The sequence below is a fragment of the Flavobacterium sp. FG19 genome (genome assembly GCF_057809475.1).
In genome coordinates this window covers 194801-211206 of sequence record NZ_JBMDKA010000006.1, presented here as the reverse complement: position 1 = coordinate 211206, position 16406 = coordinate 194801, and the positions used below count along the sequence as shown (strand labels likewise).

The 16406-nt window shown below is 35.6% G+C and carries 18 protein-coding genes and 3 tRNA genes; 8 read left to right on the top strand and 13 right to left on the bottom strand.

The features are described 5' to 3' along the window. Positions 1–10: 10 nt before the first annotated feature. The 4 genes from ACODST_RS08615 to ACODST_RS08600 all read right to left on the bottom strand — a co-directional run bounded on the left by ACODST_RS08615 (position 11) and on the right by ACODST_RS08600 (position 2883). Positions 11–472, bottom strand: coding sequence for a DUF3291 domain-containing protein (locus ACODST_RS08615; protein WP_488931709.1), 462 nt, complete (start codon positions 470–472; stop codon positions 11–13). Positions 473–610: 138 nt separating this feature from the next. Then, the gene (locus tag ACODST_RS08610; protein WP_488931708.1) at positions 611–889 is read right to left on the bottom strand and encodes a putative quinol monooxygenase; all 279 of its coding nucleotides are present in this window, start codon (positions 887–889) and stop codon (positions 611–613) included. A 2-nt stretch (positions 890–891) separates the two neighbouring features. Beyond that, complete coding sequence (locus ACODST_RS08605) at positions 892–1497, bottom strand: NAD(P)H-dependent oxidoreductase (RefSeq protein WP_488931707.1); 606 nt, start codon at positions 1495–1497, stop codon at positions 892–894. Positions 1498–1896: 399 nt separating this feature from the next. Beyond that, positions 1897–2883 carry an aldo/keto reductase gene (locus ACODST_RS08600; protein ID WP_488931706.1) on the bottom strand — a complete coding sequence of 329 codons (987 nt, stop codon included), beginning with the start codon at positions 2881–2883 and terminating at the stop codon, positions 1897–1899. Positions 2884–3000: 117 nt separating this feature from the next. Between ACODST_RS08600 and ACODST_RS08595 the strand changes: the two genes are divergently transcribed. Beyond that, positions 3001–3846: an AraC family transcriptional regulator gene (locus ACODST_RS08595; protein ID WP_109194259.1), complete on the top strand. Its 846-nt coding sequence runs from the start codon at positions 3001–3003 to the stop codon at positions 3844–3846. 223 nt (positions 3847–4069) lie between these two features. Here the strand turns inward: ACODST_RS08595 and ACODST_RS08590 are convergent, their stop codons facing one another. From ACODST_RS08590 to ACODST_RS08580, 3 genes are all read right to left on the bottom strand, one after another. Continuing rightward, positions 4070–5125 carry an SMI1/KNR4 family protein gene (locus tag ACODST_RS08590; protein WP_488931705.1) on the bottom strand — a complete coding sequence of 352 codons (1056 nt, stop codon included), beginning with the start codon at positions 5123–5125 and terminating at the stop codon, positions 4070–4072. 24 nt (positions 5126–5149) lie between these two features. After that, on the bottom strand, positions 5150–5911 hold the full coding sequence (locus ACODST_RS08585) for a C40 family peptidase (RefSeq protein ID WP_488931704.1): 762 nt from the start codon (positions 5909–5911) through the stop codon (positions 5150–5152). Between the two features lie 65 nt (positions 5912–5976). Next, on the bottom strand, positions 5977–7155 hold the full coding sequence (locus ACODST_RS08580) for an acetyl-CoA C-acyltransferase (RefSeq protein ID WP_488931703.1): 1179 nt from the start codon (positions 7153–7155) through the stop codon (positions 5977–5979). A gap of 239 nt (positions 7156–7394) precedes the next feature. On the opposite strand from ACODST_RS08580, the gene ACODST_RS08575 reads away from it, so the two are divergent. The 4 genes from ACODST_RS08575 (at position 7395) to ACODST_RS08560 (ending at position 8280) form a co-directional block, all read left to right on the top strand. Beyond that, positions 7395–7478 (top strand) — tRNA-Ser (locus ACODST_RS08575). A 14-nt stretch (positions 7479–7492) separates the two neighbouring features. After that, positions 7493–7567 (top strand) — tRNA-Pro (locus ACODST_RS08570). A gap of 14 nt (positions 7568–7581) precedes the next feature. Then, positions 7582–7655 (top strand) — tRNA-Arg (locus ACODST_RS08565). Positions 7656–7758: 103 nt separating this feature from the next. After that, a complete protein-coding gene (locus ACODST_RS08560) occupies positions 7759–8280 on the top strand; it encodes an ATP/GTP-binding protein (protein ID WP_488931702.1) in 522 nt (173 codons plus the stop codon). Positions 8281–8340: 60 nt separating this feature from the next. Here the strand turns inward: ACODST_RS08560 and ACODST_RS08555 are convergent, their stop codons facing one another. The 5 genes from ACODST_RS08555 to ACODST_RS08535 all read right to left on the bottom strand — a co-directional run bounded on the left by ACODST_RS08555 (position 8341) and on the right by ACODST_RS08535 (position 12056). Continuing rightward, complete coding sequence (locus ACODST_RS08555) at positions 8341–9342, bottom strand: type I glyceraldehyde-3-phosphate dehydrogenase (RefSeq protein WP_488931701.1); 1002 nt, start codon at positions 9340–9342, stop codon at positions 8341–8343. A gap of 152 nt (positions 9343–9494) precedes the next feature. After that, the gene (locus tag ACODST_RS08550) at positions 9495–10433 is read right to left on the bottom strand and encodes a ring-cleaving dioxygenase (protein WP_488931700.1); all 939 of its coding nucleotides are present in this window, start codon (positions 10431–10433) and stop codon (positions 9495–9497) included. Positions 10434–10770: 337 nt separating this feature from the next. Then, positions 10771–11121, bottom strand: coding sequence for a cupin domain-containing protein (locus ACODST_RS08545; RefSeq protein ID WP_488931699.1), 351 nt, complete (start codon positions 11119–11121; stop codon positions 10771–10773). Then, a complete protein-coding gene (locus ACODST_RS08540; protein ID WP_488931698.1) occupies positions 11121–11741 on the bottom strand; it encodes an alpha/beta hydrolase in 621 nt (206 codons plus the stop codon). Before ACODST_RS08540 ends, ACODST_RS08545 begins: the two co-directional genes overlap by 1 nt. 24 nt (positions 11742–11765) lie before the next feature. Beyond that, positions 11766–12056: a GNAT family N-acetyltransferase gene (locus ACODST_RS08535; RefSeq protein WP_488931697.1), complete on the bottom strand. Its 291-nt coding sequence runs from the start codon at positions 12054–12056 to the stop codon at positions 11766–11768. Positions 12057–12436: 380 nt separating this feature from the next. Here ACODST_RS08535 and ACODST_RS08530 point away from each other — a divergent pair, with 380 nt between their 5' ends. Together ACODST_RS08530 and ACODST_RS08525 are read left to right on the top strand one after the other, a co-directional pair. Beyond that, on the top strand, positions 12437–13114 hold the full coding sequence (locus tag ACODST_RS08530) for a CBS domain-containing protein (protein WP_488931696.1): 678 nt from the start codon (positions 12437–12439) through the stop codon (positions 13112–13114). A gap of 186 nt (positions 13115–13300) precedes the next feature. Then, a complete protein-coding gene (locus ACODST_RS08525; RefSeq protein WP_488931695.1) occupies positions 13301–14437 on the top strand; it encodes a T6SS phospholipase effector Tle1-like catalytic domain-containing protein in 1137 nt (378 codons plus the stop codon). On the opposite strand, the gene ACODST_RS08520 is transcribed toward ACODST_RS08525, so the two are convergent. Beyond that, positions 14418–15026: an NAD(P)-binding domain-containing protein gene (locus ACODST_RS08520; RefSeq protein WP_488931694.1), complete on the bottom strand. Its 609-nt coding sequence runs from the start codon at positions 15024–15026 to the stop codon at positions 14418–14420. The two genes, ACODST_RS08525 and ACODST_RS08520, sit on opposite strands and share 20 nt — an antisense overlap. 341 nt (positions 15027–15367) lie before the next feature. On the opposite strand from ACODST_RS08520, the gene ACODST_RS08515 reads away from it, so the two are divergent. Further along, a complete protein-coding gene (locus ACODST_RS08515; protein ID WP_488931693.1) occupies positions 15368–16348 on the top strand; it encodes a YheT family hydrolase in 981 nt (326 codons plus the stop codon). Positions 16349–16406 lie beyond the last annotated feature (58 nt).

Below are 16406 nucleotides of genomic sequence, written 5' to 3'. Positions count from 1 at the left end.
GAATTCGTGGCTATAAAACAGGCATCGGATATTTAGTTCTTAAATCGAAAACCAATTCTGATGGGCCGTTTTTTTGGAGGTAATCTAATTTTTCAACGGCTTCTTCCATGGTTGGAATTTGGCCTGCGGGAATCCACCACATGGCAGTATGGGCTTTTCCGAATTTTTGAAACCACTCTTTGCGACGTCTTAGAAACTCGCTATGAAAAGTTTTGTACATATAATGTTCCAATGTTTCAATACTTTCCCAAACCGATACGTTGATGATGATTTGCTCATCATTGTACGGATTCAGACTTGTGGCATTGTAGCTGTCGGTATCGTCTTTTAATCTCCATACAAAACCTTCGCTTTCTTCTGCTAGTTTATTTACAGTATCTAAATTGTCTACAAATTCTTTCATGATCGGATCGTTGATATCGACTCCTTTCATTTTGGCAATATTAATTTCGGCAAGATGGTATTTGCTCATAAAATAGATGTTTCTGAATTTTAGGCAATTTAGCTTTTTTCTGGATAGTTTTTCCGCCACGAATTCACGAATTTATTTTTTTTTAATCTATGCGCATAGTATTTAAAATAATTCGTGAATTCGTGGCGAAAAAAAAACTTATAAAATCTGTACTGTTTTGTAAACCTGTATTGGAGTTGAAACTAAGGATTCTGTTTTTTTGATGAAATCTTGCAGATATGATTGACTATTGTGTAAATCTAATCCTGGTTGGTCTTTCCATTCTTCCCAAAGAATAAAAACATTTTCGGAGGTATGTAAATCGTAACGAATGCAGGCCTCTTCTTTTCTAGTTTCGGTAACCAAATGAGTAAGCATATTTTTAACTTCAATTAAATGCTCTGGTTTACTTTTTAAAATTGCTGTAATCGAAATCATAATTATAAGTTTTTAAAAGTTTGCTCTAAGTGTTTCGTATAATTCTCTTTAAAGATAGCGATATTTTCTGTTGTAGCGCCTTTCTCAACATCATGAAAATGAAAACCGTCCAGTTTTTCCATTCCGGTGAATTTGTTCATTTTGTGGAAACCAAACATTACGCCGTCATCAACCGATTTTTGATCGAAGAATTCGCCTGGAAGTGTGAAAGCAGCTGCGGGAGCATTCCAACTTGTGGTCAGCATGTATTTACGTCCGTGTAGAAGTCCGCCGGTTCCGTAGTTGATGTCTGGATTTACACGGCTTCTTCCGTCGCTTTTGTAGATTCCTTTGTTGTGACCTGCTGTGAAAACATCGTCGATGTATTTTTTGAAAAGGTTTGGCAATTGAAACCACCAAACTGGTGTATGGTAAATGATGACATCTGCCCAAACAAATTTTTCTACTTCTTTGTCAAGATCGATATCGTCTTCTACGTGAGTTGTTTTGATTTCGTATTTGCTGTTTTTGGAAAGAAATTCGGTTGTCCAGTCCTGAACTGTTTTGTTGAATTTTCCGCCTGAATGGGCAAATTTCTGTCCGCCGTTAATTATGAATATCTTTTTCATTTTATTGTTGGTTTTATGAGCGTCTTTGTATTGAAATTAAAGGCGCATTTTTTATTTTTTAATCTCGCAAAGGCGCAGAGTCGCAAAATTTTTATTTGCTTAAATTGAGATATAAGTCTTTCTTTTGAAAACGGATGCGTGAGGGATAGGAGCGATATCCTTTTACTTTTTTCTTTAAAAAGTAAAAGATTTAGCGGATAGCCCGGTTCGCCGCGGCGAAACACGCCCAAATTATTTTAATTGTTGAGATTTTTTTAAACACATAGAAACATAGATTTTTCTTTCTTGAAAAGGGAATTGAAAGAAACTAGTTTCTAACACATAGCTATGTGATTTTTAGAAAAGTGAAACGCCTTTGGACGCAACGAATAACTATGTCTCTATGTGTTTAAAAAATAATTAGTCTAACTTAGAAAGCGCTTCATTAATGAAAGCAAGTTCTGAAGCTGATAAATCGAAATCCATTGTTTTTGCGTTTGAAATGGCTTGTTCTGCGTTTCTTGCTCCGGCTAAAACAATTGCGATTCCTTTTTGTAATGTTGTCCAACGCAATACCAATTGTGCGATAGAAATGTGTTTGTCGTTTGCTAGTGAACTTAGTTCTTCGATTAGAGTTTTTACTTTTTGTAAATCAAATTTTCCGAAGTAGCCGTTGCGATGATCGTTTTCTTTTAATTTGCTGTCGGTGAAATATTTCCCTGTCAATAAGCCTCTTTCCATTGGACTGTAGGCAATGATTCCGATGTTTTCTGCGACGGTAAACGGCAGTAAATCTTTTTCGATGCTTCGGTTTAACATACTGTAAGCCACCTGATCTGATGCAATCTGAACTGTTTTTTGAGCTTCTTTGATTTGTTCAATATTGTAATTACTTACACCAAAAGCTTTGATTTTTCCTTGCTGAATTAAGGTTTCAACGGCTTCCATGGTTTCAGAAATTGGCGTTGTGCTGTCTGGCCAGTGAATCTGTAATAAATCAATATAATCGGTTTTAAGGCGTTTTAAGCTTTCTTCGATTTCTTTAATTACGTTTTCTTTTGATGAGTATTTGTAAATAGGCACTTGTTTTCCGTTATCATCAGCATCAAAAAAGAAGTCTCCTTTTCCGTTGTTGCTTCCGTCCCAAACTAAACCGAATTTGGTTAACAATTGCACTTTCGAACGATCGTATGGTTTTATAGCTTCTCCGATCATTTCTTCGCTTAGACCAAATCCGTAAAAAGGAGCGGTGTCGATTGTGGTTACGCCGTGGTCGATAGAAGCCTGAACAGACTCGATTGAATCTTTCTTTTCGGTTCCGCCCCACATGGTTCCGCCAATGGCAAAAGCACCGTATGTTATAGCTGATAATTCTAGTTCTGAATTGCCTAATTTTCTATATTCCATGATTGTAAATTTATTTTGATTAATTTGACGAGGCAAAATTATACCATTTTTAAGGTTTTAATTTGGTATATATTTGTCTTTTTTAGGTATATTTGCAACTTCAAATAAAAACAGATTATGAAAAAAGAGAATTTATACGAGCCTTTTACGGTTTCTTTTGAAACTTTAAACGAATATCCGGATGTGGGTGATCGCCATAATTTCTTTGAACTGGTTTATATTCTGGAAGGAACTGGAAGGCAATGTATTAATAAAAATATTTTTGAGTATGATCCAGGGCATTTGTTTTTATTGACGCCAGAAGATTGTCATAATTTTACCATTGAAACCGAAACGAAGTTCTTCTTTTTAAGGTTTAATGATATTTATTTGAAAAATTCTAGTCTGCAAAACGAGAATGTACAACGTTTGGAATATATTCTTCAAAATGCGAATCATCAGCCGGGCTGTATTTTAAAAAATGATCCTGATAAGTGTCTGGTGAAGGTTATGATTGAAGCGATCTGTCGCGAGCATCAGGATAAAGATGTTTACAATCAGGAATTGATTCAGCAATTGGTGAATACTTTGATTATAATTGTGGCCCGAAATATTGCGAAATATCTTCCAGAACAGGTTAACATTGGAACAGAGGCAAAGGCAATGGATATTCTGCAATACATTCAGAACAATATTTATTTCCCTGAAAAAATTAAAGCGGAATCGATTAGTGATTATTTTGGGATTTCGAATACGTATTTAGGACGTTATTTTAAGAAGCATGCTAGTGAAACGATGCAGCAGTATATCAGTAATTATAAAACAAAACTGATTGAGCATCGTTTGCAGTTTAGTGACAAACGTATTAATGAAATTGCGTATGAATTTGGTTTTACGGATGAAAGCCACTTTAATAAATTCTTTAGAAAGCAAAAAGGGTATAGTCCGTCTGAGTTTAGAAAGACGATTCGATTGAGTGCTTAGGCTTTTTTAGCCACAAATTTTACAAATTCCCGCTATTTTTTTTTGCCACAGATTAAAAGAATTAAAAGGATTTTTTATTTCACGCAGATTTTAAATGATTTTGACAGATTTGAAAAAGATTTCTAAATCAATCAGCTTAATCTGTTTAATCTGCGAGAGTAAAAAATAAAAAATCCGTGTAAATCCGCGTTTTCGCAAAGCGAATCTGTTTTATCCGCGTACCTTAATTTTCTTTTTCAATAATAAAACTAAAATGCTCAGTTTTACCCGCTTTTAAATTGTTGATTTCATTTTGAATTAATTCTTCTAACGAATCGGCTACAATGATTCTTGACCAGGATTCGTTTTGAAGTTCTATGATTTGTCCAAATTTCCCTTTTGATGCAGGATCGGTATCGTAAAGTAAATAATCTCCGTTTCTTCCTGTAGCAAACGGAATCCATTTTGGATTGGCGTAGTTGTTGGTTTTGATTTTTTCGAAATCTACTTCATCTTGTTCCGGTAAATCCTCTTCGTCAAATTGAAGATCTTGTATGGAAATCCATTCTTCGGCAATATCTTGAAACGGAATTAATTCGTAACTCCAATTGTTTATCGCCAACTGAAATGCTGATGTAACGGCATCGTAATCGACATTTTGAACTTTGTAAAAATTTATTAGAGCAGTAGGAATTGTTATTTCATCTTCAATAACTGAGTGATTATTTATGTCGTCTTCTGAAATTCCTTCGGCAAGATTGTAATAATCATTATTTTCAGAAACAATTTTATTGATTTCGGAAATCCATTCTTTCCAAAGTGGTTGAAAGAATTTGAATTCGGGATCAATAGGGGCTGAAGCTTTTTTCTCTTCTTCTTCGCGTGGAGAAATACTCAAACTTGTGATTTCCCCGTCTTCTTTATCAAACCAAACGCTGATTCCGTTTAGGATAAAAGCACCGCTTCGATCGCCTTTAAAAAGTTTTACAAGTTGATTTTTATTGTTTTCGTAGTACTGAAATAACTCCTGTTCTTCAAAAAGAAATTCTCCTGTGAAGATACTTTTTGCACAATAATCATATTCTCTAACTTCAAATTCAACCGCAAGACTTTCTACGTGGACTCCTTCTTTAGAAAAAGCCATAATCCCTTGGTCGTCCCAAGTATAAATATGATTGTACTTTTTTTTAGTGTATCTGGAATCTCCTAAAGCCTCTTTTAAAACTTTTATATCAATTGGGAATTCGATGTTTACATTGTTAATCTGAAAGCCTGTTTTGGATAATTCAAGTTTTGTCATTTTGCTTTTTTAGAAGTTCTGAAATTAGATTATTTTCTTGATTACACGAAGTTTATGAGTGTGTTTGTTTAATTCTGGATTGTAAATTCCGGTATGGTCCAAACGATCAATACGAACTTTTCCACTTGCATGAATGATGTAGTTGTTTTCCATAATAATGCCGACATGGGTAATATTTCCTTCTTCATTATCAAAAAAGGCCAAATCACCTGGTTCGCATTCTTCAATAAAACTCAAAGGATCGCCTTCAAGTGCCTGCTGAGAAGCGTCTCTATGAATTTTGTAGCCATTTAGCTTGTAAACCATTTGGGTAAAACCAGAACAATCTATGCCAAAAGGTGTTTTTCCGCCCCATAAATACGGAGCATTCAAATACATAAAAGCAGTTTTGATTAAGGCGCTTTTGGGTTTTACACCGCTGGTTTTGGTTCCTTCGAAATCAAAGTTGGAAGTATTGATTTCGCTATTGTTTAAAAAAGATAAGGAAGCTCCAAGCGGAATAGGAAGCAATAGATTGTTTGGTGCTGTGATATAATCAATCAAATCAGCATTTAATATGATTGATTCTTTGCTCAAAAGGTCAAATTGCTCCTTGGTAATTTCCTGATATTGTTTAGAATCAACCCAGCCTTCATAGTCGTCAAACTGAATTCTTATTTTAGCCCATTGATTATGGCGTTCTAAAATTTCGATATGTTCGCCAAATAAAAGCTGTGTTACGATTTCACTTCTGTCACTAGCTTCAGCTCGAACGGGTACTATGGCTAAATTGCAAATTCCAAACATGTAAGGAAATTTATAAGTTGAAAATCAGGAGTCATATTGTAACTCCTGATTTTTGTGATATTGTTTTAAGCTCTTTCGATAACAATTGCTGATGCGCCTCCGCCTCCGTTGCAAATTGCAGCAGCTCCGGTTTTGGCATTGTTTTGTTCTAAAACATTAAGTAAAGTTACAATAATACGTGCTCCGGAAGCTCCAAGAGGATGTCCTAAAGAAACAGCACCACCGTTTACGTTTACTTTGTTATTATCTAAATTTAAAATTTTTGCATTGGCTAATCCAACTACAGAGAAAGCTTCATTAAATTCAAAGAAATCAACATCTGAGATTGAAATGCCAGCTTTGTCTAATGCTTTTGGTAAAGCTTTTGCAGGGCTTGTGGTAAACCATTTTGGTTCCTGAGCAGCATCTGCGTAACCTTTTATGTAAGCAAGAGGTTTTAATCCTAATGCATTTGCTTTTTCTTCAGACATTAAAACCAAAGCAGCAGCTCCATCATTGATAGTTGAAGCATTGGCAGCAGTAACTGTTCCGTCTTTTGTGAAAACTGGTGCTAAAGATGGAATTTTGTCTAATTTCACATTAGTATATTCTTCGTCTTTAGAAAATATAATAGGTTCGCCGCGTCTTTGCGGTACTTCAACAGGAACAACTTCATTGTCGAATTTTCCGGCATCCCAGGCTTTTGCACTTCTTTCGTAAGACTGGATTGCGAAAGCGTCTTGTTCTTCACGGCTGATTTTATATTCAGTTGCACATAAATCAGCGCAAACTCCCATTGCGTTGTTATCGTAAGCATCTGTTAAACCATCTTTCTGCATTCCGTCCAGCATTGTTGCCGGGCCAAATTTGTTTCCGGCACGCATTTGTACATAATGTGGAATCAAACTCATGCTCTCCATTCCGCCCGCTACTACAATTTCAGCGTCCCCGCATGCGATTGCCTGAGTGGCAAACATTACGGCTTTCATTCCGGAAGCACATACTTTGTTTACTGTTGTGGCAGCAACTTCGTCTGATAATCCTGCAAAACGGGCAGCTTGTCTTGCCGGAGCTTGTCCGACACCTGCCTGAATTACATTCCCCATGAAAACTTCATCGACTAATTTTGGGTCAAGGTTAATTTTTGAAAGGGCTCCTTTTATAGCGGCAGCGCCTAATTTTGGTGCAGGTACAGTAGATAACCCGCCCATGAAACTTCCGATAGGTGTTCTAACGGCAGAAACGATAACAACTCTTTTGTTCATGTTCTGTTTAATAATAGTTATCTAGCAAATTTACTGTTTATTTGAATAAATTCAAATTTTGTATTGAATAGGGTGAATTTTAAATTTAAGGTGAAATTTTTGTTATTTCTATTCGTTTGATTGTGAAGTAATTTGAAAAAAAGATTAAAAAAAACTAAAAAAAATCGAAAAAAAGCTTGTGAGATATGTAATGTTGTTATACCTTTGCAACCGCAAAACAGAACACGTTTCTTGAGCTTGGAGAGGTGCCAGAGCGGTAATGGAGCAGATTGCTAATCTGTCGACGGGTAACCGTCGCCAGGGTTCGAGTCCCTGTCTCTCCGCTTAAATTTTGCCTCGGGGTGTAGCGTAGCCCGGTTATCGCGCCTGCTTTGGGAGCAGGAGGCCGCAGGTTCGAATCCTGCCACCCCGACACTTTGAAATAATGGTCGCATAGCTCAGCTGGATAGAGCACCTGCCTTCTAAGCAGGCGGTCGAAGGTTCGAATCCTTCTGCGATCACAAAAAGCCACTCAATTTGAGTGGCTTTTTTGTTTTGTGTCTAATTTGATTATTTTTAGTTGTTTTTCAATGATTTTTAAAATGATTAAAAAATAATAACGACATGAGAATAGCTATAATTGGAGCTCATTTGACAGGTAAAACTACATTGGCGGAAAAACTGCATGAATCTTTTCCTGACTACGACTTTTATCCGGAGCCTTATTTTGAATTACAGGAAATGGGGGTTGTTTTTTCTGAAATACCTACTGAAGATGATTATATGATGCAGTTGGAATATTCTTTAAAACAAATCGCAAGAAGTGGCACAAATGCTATTTTTGACCGTTGTCCGATTGATCTTTTGGCCTATGCTCTGGCGGTTGATAATACATTAGATTTTCAATCTGTATATAATAAAATTCAAAATGCGATTAGTTCAATCGACGTTTTTGTACTTGTTCCCATAGAAAAACCCGATCGAATTTCATGCTCGCGTTCTGATTTACCAGAGCTTAGGGCTGAGGTAAATGATATTCTTTATGAATTAATTAGTGATTTTGATTTAAAAGTAATTGAGGTCAAAGGAAATTTATCTGAAAGACTGAATCAAATTCTAAATCAAATGGAGCAGTTAAAAAATTAAAACCAATCCAATAAATTATAAAGCTGTCTAATATTAAGACAGCTTTTTAGTTGTATAGAATTAGATTTTTTCGGCAATGTATTTTGCTACTTCGGCAAGACGGTTGGAAAATCCCCACTCATTATCGTACCATGCGGCTACAGAAAGCAGATTTCCTTCTTTTGCGGTAAGCGGCAGATCGATAATAGAAGAATGCGGATCGGCAACAATTCTTGCAGAGGTCCATTGCTCTTCTAAAACATCCATAACGCCTTTTAAGGGACCTTCAGACGCCGCTTTTCTAAATGCATCGTTTACTTCTTCGACAGTGCAGTCTTTAGTAGTTACCAGATTAAGCTCGGCGATACTTCCGGTTTTTGTTGGAACACGATACGCTTTTCCGGTAATTTTTAAATCTTTCCAGATAAACTGCAAAGCTCTCGCAGCACCAGATGAAGACGGAATTATATTTTCTGCAGCAGCCCATGAATCACGTCGGTCTTTCATTGGCTGATCGGTTAAAGATTGGGTGTTGGTGTAGGAGTGAACGGTTGAAAACAGACCGTATTCGATTCCGAAATTCTCCTGAATTACTTTTACTACCGCAGCCAGACCATTTGTCGTACAGCTTCCCATACTAATGATTTTATGGCTGGCAGAATCAAATTCTTCTAAATTAATTCCTTTTAAAAGCACAGCATCGCAATCGGCAAGTGATTTACTTGGTGCACTGACCAGAACATATTTTGCACCCTTGTCAATGTGTTTCTGTGCATTGTCTCTGGTTGTGGCACGTCCTGTACAATCTACAACGAGATCAACTCCTAAAGCTTTCCATTCCGGAATATCCAGTTTCGAATTTTTGTACGGAATTTTTCTGTCACCAATGATAAAATTATCATCAGCTGTTTTGACTTCTTCGTGCCATCTTCCATAATTAGTATCAACACTAAAAAGTGCTCCAAGCAGGTCAATATCCTGAATGTCTGCAATAACTTCAGGAACAAAAAGATTGTTTTTTAAGGCCACTCGAAGGAACTGTCTTCCAATTCGGCCAAATCCGTATAATGCTATTTTTGCCATGATTTATTATTTTAATGATTGTTTGTTCAGAGAATTATAACCGGCACATAGAAAACATTTTTTTTAGAGTGTTTTAATTTAATTTGTTGTTTATCAGTTTTTTATCTTAAAAGTACTCTTTTTTTAGGTTGCTATGTACCGATTTTTTTGGATTAATTAATTTTAACCAAATGATCTTCAATACTTTTTCTGTGTGCTTCGTATTGAGCAGGAAGTTTTAAGTTTTTACCTAATTCTTCTACGCTTTCGTCTACAGTAAAACCGGGATTATCAGTAGCAATTTCGAATAAAACCCCGCCTGGTTCTCTGAAATACAGTGAATGGAAATAATTTCTGTCGATTTGCGGTGTAATAGACAATCCGTAAGCTTCTACTTTTTCACGGAAGTGCATTAAAATCTCATCATTTTTTACTCTAAAAGCAACGTGATGAACAGTTCCGTTAGCGCCAAGTCCGCGTTTTTCATCTGTTAATTCTACCAAATCTACAATAGCGGCATTTTCGACAGCATCTGTTGCATAACGGTAACGATTTACATCCTGATCGATTAATTTGTAACCAAAAATTTCAGTTAAAACTGCTGCAGTAGGTTTGATATCGTTTAAAGTCAAAGTGATGTTATGAAAACCTTTGGTCGCCACATCAGCTTTTACTTCATCGGTTTCCCAGGGTTTTCTGCTGTCTTCTGTTTTAGATTCGATTAGTTCCAGTTTTAAACCGTCCGGATCTAAGAAAGTAAGGTATTTTTCTCCGAATTTTTCGGCCGGTTTATTGTAGATAACATTGTATTTTTCAAAACGTTCCTGCCAGAAGCCGAGACTGCCTTTAGGGACGGAATAGCCAATTTCAGTTGCCATTCCGGAACCTTTTCTTCCCTGCTGAATGCCTTCACCCCAAGGGAAAAAAGTTAAAATAGTTCCGGCACTTCCGATTTCGTCACCAAAATAAAAATGGTAGGTTCCCGGATCATCAAAATTTACTGTTTTTTTAATAAATCGTAATCCTAATATTTTTGAATAAAAGTCAAAATTGCGTTTGGCGTCACCTGCAATTGCAGTAATATGGTGTAAACCTAAGATTCTGTTTTCCATGGTATTTGTATTATTAATTGTTATTGATTTTTCGTTGATTTCTTATACAAATTTACCTCCATTATCCTTCCGGACCGATTAACCTAGATTAAGAAATAAAAGACCATTTTTTTATTCAGAAATTCATAACCAAATAACATTCCAGATGTTTTAAATACTTGTGATGTAAAGCTTTATCTGTGTTGTGTTTTTTTTGATATGACGATATATCGCCATTTTATGAAGGAAGCCGTTTTATTTAGAAAATAAAGTATTTTAAGAAAGACTTTTTTTGTTTTTTAGGCATAATTATCAAACGAAACAGAGGAAATAAAAAAGCCGGCAGGCTGCCGGCAGTTTATAATTTGATAAATATTGATTTTCGAAGTTTGGGTTCGAGATTTTTTGTTTTATGCCCTTTTCCTGTAGTGTCTTCAACTAACAGAATAGATCCGGTTTCAAATTTTCTTTTTTCTCCTAATGAAGTTTCAATTTCTACACCGCCTTCCAGTAAAACAATATACTGACGATCTGGTGCATTATGAAAGTCGTAATCATAAGAAGGAAGTACTTCTCTAAAAACTACAGATTTTACGGGTTCATCTTCAGACAGAAATCCAATATCTCCGTTGTTTTTTAAAGGAACTTCAAAGTCTTCAAAATGACTTTCGCCATTGGTATCACTGTAAACACGAGTTATTGTAATCATTATTTTTTTTTGAAAATTAATGCATTTGCACAAGTTACTTCGTCCTGACTAATGGTATGTCCCATATTCGGGTAGATTTTTTTGGTAACATCTGCACCCAGTTTTTTCATTAGTTCTTCTGTTGCATTTACTCTTTCAACGGGAACATGAAAATCAGGATCGCTGGTTCCGATAAAAACAGGTGTGTTTTCAAAATTTCCTTTATAATGATTTTCATAAACCTGATCGCCAATTAATCCACCGGTAAAAGCTGCAACACCACCGTATTTCGCAGCATTTCGGGATGTAAATTCTAAAGCCAGACAAGCGCCCTGAGAAAACCCAAGAAAGTAAATGTTTTCTTTTTCAATGCCGTTTTGCTGAATTGCTACCACTACCTGATGAATAGCTTCTAATGATTTTGAAAATGCAGGTTCATTTTCATTTATCGGAGCTAAAAAAGAATACGGATACCAGGTAGTGTTTTCTGCCTGAGGAGCGACCAAAGCAAAATCATCCACTTTAAGATGTTTTGCCAGAGAAAGTATATCGTGAGCACTGGCACCGCGTCCGTGAATCATAATTAAAGCTTTTTTGGCTTCATTTAAAGGAACGCCGTCTGTTAAAACTTCTGTATTCATAAGTTATGTTTTTTTTAATTAAAATTATTTTTTCCAGATATCCTGATATTCATCCGGATGTCTTTTAAATTGTGCGTGTACATACGGACAAAGAGGTAAAACCATCAAATTATTGGCTCGTACATAAGAAACCATTTCTTCTAATAATTTCTTTGCATAACCTTTGCCTTCAGCTTCCGGTTCTACTCCGGTATGGTAAACCGTTAATAGATCGGGTTTAAGGCTTACAGTCATTTCGCCCAGTTTTTTACCTTCTGCATACAGATTAAAAGCGCCATGTTTTTTTTCGTCTAATTCTAGTTTTATAGTTTCCATGATATTTTGATTTTGGTATTGTTGAATTTCTTTTACAAATGTACAGTACAATTAAAAACCGGCTGATTAATGTAGATTAAGAAAAAAGAAATCTTGTTTTTTATTTTGATTCTCTTACTGTCCGGTTGATTCGGCAGTTTTAAAAAGCACGGATATTTAAAGTTACTATTTGTATTGTAATAAACTTTCTTTTATACTAAAAAAAGAGAAATTAGTATACTTTAAATTAGGTATAAGTACTTGATTTTTATATTTTTAAACTGTTTATATTTGATGTGGTGGCTGCGGGACGTTATGATTTATTTACAGATTAGGAGAAAAATAATAATAATTCAGAGATGTAGGGAAATATAGAATAGTCTCATTTAATACAAGAAATTATGGAAGAGAATGAAACCAATACTTTTATTGCTAAACTGATCCTTTTCGCTTCTTTTATCATCATAATGTTTATGGTGATTTATTGGATTACCTGCTCTAAAGAACCGGAATATGCTGAAAAACTTTTTACGATTTTATTACCGCTTATCAGTACCTGGATGGGAACCATTTTAGCTTTTTATTTTGGCAAAGCCAATTTTGAAGCGGCAGCCAAAAGTTATAGCCAGGTGATAGATAAACTAACCCCCGACATTTTGGATGATATACTGGTAAAACAGGTAATGATAGATAAGTTTACGATGGTATCTGTTGATATTGAAAACTCTCTTGTCATTACTTTTAATTTAAAAGGACTGCGTGATTTTCTGGAGAGTATTAATAAAAGCAGACTGCCTATTTTAGAGAAAGGGAAAGTGAAATGTATCATACATAAAAGTACCCTGAGCAATGAAATGCTAAAGAAAACACCTGCTGCAACACTTGATGCATTTATAAAGGCGAATCCGGAAGTTACTGAATTTGTAAATATCAGCCAGGACAAAAAAGTAGAAGAGGCCAGAAAAATAATGAATGAAAAAAATTATAAAGATTTGTTTGTGATGGATGTAAATAATGAATTGGCGGGCTGGCTTACTGACACCCAGATTATACGGTATATGAACAATCAGAGAGTTTAATAAAACAAACTCATGATTCCGGAAAATAAAGCTGGATTTTAGACGAGTAAGTTTAAAAACTATTTTATAACGGCATCTTTATACATATTTATTCTTTGAAATAAATATGTTACAGAAGAGGAAATTATGTTTCAGGTCTTCTTTCGGGTTTATTTCAATTTTTGTATCATTTTAAAAAGTCAGATAATGTCAAAAAATATAGTAATCTGTTGTGATGGAACAGACAACAAACTAACCATAAACGAAAATACCAATGTTCTTCATTTATACAGCTGCCTTGAAAAAAGTGACAGGCAGATAACCTATTATCATCCGGGTGTAGGAACTATTGCTCCGAGCGGGACAAAAAACTGGCTGCTTAGAAAATGGAGGGTCATAAAAGATCTGGTCTCTGCTTCGAGCCTCGAAGAAAACGTTAAAAATGCTTATATTTTTTTAATGGATAATTATGAAAAAGGAGATAAAATTTACCTGTTTGGATTCAGCCGCGGCGCTTATACCGTGCGAATGCTCAGCGGACTAATTGAAATGTTTGGTTTACTGTACAAAGGAAATCAGGGACATTTACGATATGCCCTCGAAATTTATGTAAAAGGGGATAAGTTATTTCAGATGGCCAGTTCTTTTAAATCCCGATTTTCAAGACCGGCAGAAATTCATTTTATTGGGATTTGGGATACCGTTGTGGCCGCCGGAGGATTAATAAATTACTATAAAAGTTTTCCGTATTCCAGAAGTTTGGGAATTGCCAAAACGGTCAGACATGCCATTGCCATAGATGAAAGAAGAAAACATTATGATTTTTATGAAGTCTCAGAACAACATTCAGACTGCAAAGAGGTGCTTTTTGCAGGAGTGCATTCTGATGTAGGAGGTTCATATCCTGTTGAAGGTTTGTCTAAAATAGCTCTGGAGTGGATGCTCGCTGAAGCTTCTCATCATGATTTACTACTGTTAAAAAACAAAGTTGACCGCTATGTTTACGGAGTAAATTCAAGTTATCAAAAACCGGATTATACGCTGCCTATCCATAATTCTCTTACATTAGGATTTAAAATTTTTGATTTTGTTCCGAGACTGCGCTACAGCAGAAGCAGTCGTTTTCATAATGTAAGAATTGATTTTAGATTATGGCCGCAGAGAAAATTCCGTACAGGTACTTTGATTCACCAAAGTGTTGTAGATAAGATAGCCCATACAAACTATAAGGCTTCTAATATCACTTTAGGGAATCATAAGGTTTTATCGAATCAGACTATAAAGTACTTTTCGATAATAACATCAAAACCTACTATTACGGTACTTAATTCTGATTGTTCTTAAACGGATTAACAGAAAGCGGGTTTATAATGGTTTTAAGATTGACACCGGCATTTTGAAGGTGCAGTCTTCCGGAAAGATCCATTGGTGAAAAATCCAGTTTCTTTAAAAAGGCTCTTACACTATTTCTGGAATCGGCATGGTCTGCAATGAAAAAGATTTTTTCTTTGGTTCCGTAATCAGTATGTGAACGTTTGGGTTTTATCTCAACCGGATTGAACAGTTTTACAACATGGGCTTCAGGAAGGAGTGAAGCGGTAATTTTGTAAGTCATGGCATTGGTAATTCCTGAAAGCAGAGACTGCGGGTCAAAAATAAGACCGCTGGTATGTACGATTATTTTTCCGGACATATCCGGCAGGCTCTGAATAACCCGTTCCAGGTCATCTTTAGGGACGAAGAGCAGTATTATATCAGCAGCCGCTGCCTCTTCTATAGACCCAAGACTAACATTGGATCCCATTTTTCCAACTACATCCCTAATCAGACTGCTGCCTCTGGGATTGTTTACAATTACTTCAAATCCGGCCTGAGAAGAACGGCAGGCTAATTCCATAATAAGATTGCTGATTCCAATAATTCCAATTCTCATAACCTTCGTTTTTTAATTATTTATTGCTCACTAATAAAACTTAAAAATGCTGTTATTATACAAATGGTTTTCGGCAGATAAGGACGTTTTTAAAATGTTGTTTAAATTTACGGTAAATAGTTGATTTATAAGTAGGTATTTTTACTTGTTTTTTAGTGCTGAAAGAAATACCTTATTTTAAAAACAGGTTATTTTTTTCTGTAAAAAAATATTTAGGGATCGTTTCCCAAAAAAAAACTTTTGAACTTAGTGTACAAAAAAGAAATAAAAAAAGACAGTTTTAAACTACATATTGTTTGATTTCTTAGATTTGTATTACGTACCAGCAAATTTTTCCCATTATGCCTATAATTGAACAATCAGAATATAATTTTCCTTCGATTATGCATCGGAACAGGCATTTCTCGACTATTTATGCCGCTTTGTTTAAAAAGTTTGAAGTTCCGGGATATACAAGGGAAAAACATGAGTTGAAGGACGGGGATTTCATTACTATTGATTTTTTGATCAATGACCCCAAAAAAGCCGTTATTTTATGTCATGGTCTGGAAGGAGATTCCCGAAGAACTTACAATAACAGCTGTGCAGATTATTTTCAACAAAAAGGGTTTTCTGTTTTTGCATGGAATAACCGTACCTGCGGCGGCGAAATGAACCGGCTGCCGAGGCTCTATCATCACGGTGCGGTAGACGATCTGGATGAAGTGGTGCAGTTTGTTCTGCGAAAAGGATTTGAAGAGGTATATCTGATTGGGTATTCAATGGGAGGTGTGCAGCTTTTGAATTATTTTGGCTGGACAAAAATTGATGAACGTGTCAAAGCAGGGGTTTCTATTTCGGTACCAACTCACATTGCCACAAGTGCAGCTATTCTGAAACAGGGTTTTAACAGGGTGTATTTAAAGAATTTTACCATTGATATTAAAAAGAAACTGCGGTACAAAGCAGCCCAGTTTCCTGATTTTATAAACCGTGATCAGATTGATACTATTTCTTCTTTCGATGAAGTAGATCATTATTTTACAGCACCGCTGCATGGTTTTGCCAGCCGTGATGACTATTACCAGCAAGTTTCACCTGAATTTTCACTGAAAGATATAACCGTTCCGGTTTTGATTATCAATTCGCTCGATGATCCTTTTTTGGGTGAAAGATGTTATCCAAGAGCGATTGCACAGGACAGTGATTATGTTTATCTGGAAACTCCAAAGTATGGCGGCCATTGTGCTTTTCCACTGCGTAATTCTATGTATTCTTATGCCGAAAAAAGAGCCTATACATTTTTTAAATCTTGTAAGTCAGCTAAAACTATTCATGCTTAAGAATAAACAGAGGTTTAGAAAATTATGAATTTTATTAAAGTTGTTGTTATACCTGATG

Excerpts from the sequence above, each read along its gene's own strand:
- ACODST_RS08595 (WP_109194259.1), top strand. The coding sequence starts at position 3,001 with ATGAAAAAAGAGAATTTATACGAGCCTTTTACGGTTTCTTTTGAAACT.
- ACODST_RS08585 (WP_488931704.1), bottom strand. The coding sequence starts at position 5,911 with ATGTTTGGAATTTGCAATTTAGCCATAGTACCCGTTCGAGCTGAAGCT.
- ACODST_RS08610 (WP_488931708.1), bottom strand. The coding sequence starts at position 889 with ATGATTTCGATTACAGCAATTTTAAAAAGTAAACCAGAGCATTTAATT.
- ACODST_RS08605 (WP_488931707.1), bottom strand. The coding sequence starts at position 1,497 with ATGAAAAAGATATTCATAATTAACGGCGGACAGAAATTTGCCCATTCA.
- ACODST_RS08545 (WP_488931699.1), bottom strand. The coding sequence starts at position 11,121 with ATGATTACAATAACTCGTGTTTACAGTGATACCAATGGCGAAAGTCAT.
- ACODST_RS08555 (WP_488931701.1), bottom strand. The coding sequence starts at position 9,342 with ATGGCAAAAATAGCATTATACGGATTTGGCCGAATTGGAAGACAGTTC.
- ACODST_RS08530 (WP_488931696.1), top strand. The coding sequence starts at position 12,437 with ATGGAAGAGAATGAAACCAATACTTTTATTGCTAAACTGATCCTTTTC.
- ACODST_RS08600 (WP_488931706.1), bottom strand. The coding sequence starts at position 2,883 with ATGGAATATAGAAAATTAGGCAATTCAGAACTAGAATTATCAGCTATA.
- ACODST_RS08515 (WP_488931693.1), top strand. The coding sequence starts at position 15,368 with ATGCCTATAATTGAACAATCAGAATATAATTTTCCTTCGATTATGCAT.
- ACODST_RS08580 (WP_488931703.1), bottom strand. The coding sequence starts at position 7,155 with ATGAACAAAAGAGTTGTTATCGTTTCTGCCGTTAGAACACCTATCGGA.
- ACODST_RS08590 (WP_488931705.1), bottom strand. The coding sequence starts at position 5,125 with ATGACAAAACTTGAATTATCCAAAACAGGCTTTCAGATTAACAATGTA.
- ACODST_RS08525 (WP_488931695.1), top strand. The coding sequence starts at position 13,301 with ATGTCAAAAAATATAGTAATCTGTTGTGATGGAACAGACAACAAACTA.
- ACODST_RS08520 (WP_488931694.1), bottom strand. The coding sequence starts at position 15,026 with ATGAGAATTGGAATTATTGGAATCAGCAATCTTATTATGGAATTAGCC.
- ACODST_RS08560 (WP_488931702.1), top strand. The coding sequence starts at position 7,759 with ATGAGAATAGCTATAATTGGAGCTCATTTGACAGGTAAAACTACATTG.
- ACODST_RS08550 (WP_488931700.1), bottom strand. The coding sequence starts at position 10,433 with ATGGAAAACAGAATCTTAGGTTTACACCATATTACTGCAATTGCAGGT.
- ACODST_RS08615 (WP_488931709.1), bottom strand. The coding sequence starts at position 472 with ATGAGCAAATACCATCTTGCCGAAATTAATATTGCCAAAATGAAAGGA.
- ACODST_RS08535 (WP_488931697.1), bottom strand. The coding sequence starts at position 12,056 with ATGGAAACTATAAAACTAGAATTAGACGAAAAAAAACATGGCGCTTTT.
- ACODST_RS08540 (WP_488931698.1), bottom strand. The coding sequence starts at position 11,741 with ATGAATACAGAAGTTTTAACAGACGGCGTTCCTTTAAATGAAGCCAAA.